Below are 1,094 nucleotides of genomic sequence, written 5' to 3' on the forward strand. Positions count from 1 at the left end.
GCCCCGTCCGAGGGAGTGAAAGCCAGGAGGCGTTCAAGCCACAGGCCCAGGCTGAACCCGGACCAGCACGCATAGGCGACGATTATATCGGCGGTGGCGGCCGAATTGGTCTTTGTCTCGGGCAGTAGGCGGATTTCGATGACTCCCACCCCGCAGGGGAGGCCTTTCCGAGGGCCGTCTCCAGGGCGTGTGATCGCTATATCCGCTGGGGTGAGAGAAAAGCCCTCTGTGCTGCGCACCCATCCGAGCCAGAACAGGAGGTTGGCTGCGCCTGCTGCCGCCGCCTCGTGTCTGGTGGCCGTATTTGTTGCTGCCTGGTACATGGTTTCGAACTGGGTGTCCAGGAACCGGATGTGTTGGAACCGGAGGGCTGTACTCTTCTGAGACGAGTCCCCCATTCGCCGCCTCAATCCAGCACTGAAGTGGGTGTAGCAGAGTTCCTCGGTGGGGAGGACATGGAGTGCGACGTGGCTTCCTTGCCCTGCCGCTATCGCTTGCTCGGGTCTACTCATGGCCAGGTCCCACATGTAGAAGGCGGAGACAGCGCTGCGGCTCTGTCGTGCCGACGAGAACTTGATGCGGGATCCTTCGGTCTTCCCAGGTTGGAGAGTGTGAGCCAGTTGCGCCCACATCAAAGGTATGCAGGCGGAACGGCTGGGGGCGTCGAGGAGAGTGGGTCGGAGGATGCGGACCTGGTACAGACTCTCAAAGCGTTGGATTCGGAGGATGGGGCTCTTGTAGGTCTTGTGGGAGCCTTCGGCCAGCCGGTTCATGGTGTCCAGGATGCGCATCCGTTCTAGGGCCAAGAGGTGGACGTCTTTCTCCACGTATCGGAGTTCCCGCCCCAAGATGCTACGGACTTGACACGCCTCGCAGACAAAGTTGGGGAACAAGGACGGGTCGGCCCGGCGAGGGTAGCACAGCCCCTTGTTGTCTCGGAGACGGGTGAGGAAGGGGGGGCCTGCCGAGAAGCACGTTGCATGGTATATGCTTCCGCAGGCCAGAGCCTCCATCGACCCCCCCGCTTCCAGCAGGAATCCGAGTCGAGAGAAAGCACAGGGGAGCTCCGGGGGGTGGTCCTTGGTGAACCCTCT

General features: G+C 62.0%; 1 protein-coding gene. It reads right to left on the minus strand.

Annotated elements, in window-relative coordinates; translation table 11 throughout:
* A partial coding sequence (locus ACRCYW_RS08940; RefSeq protein WP_438549771.1) for a hypothetical protein occupies window positions 1-827 on the minus strand: 827 nt, incomplete at its 3' end.
* Window positions 828-1,094: the final 267 nt, after the last annotated feature.

Source organism: Aeromonas sp. (assembly GCF_051657805.1).
Classification (GTDB): Bacteria; Pseudomonadota; Gammaproteobacteria; order Enterobacterales; family Aeromonadaceae; genus Aeromonas.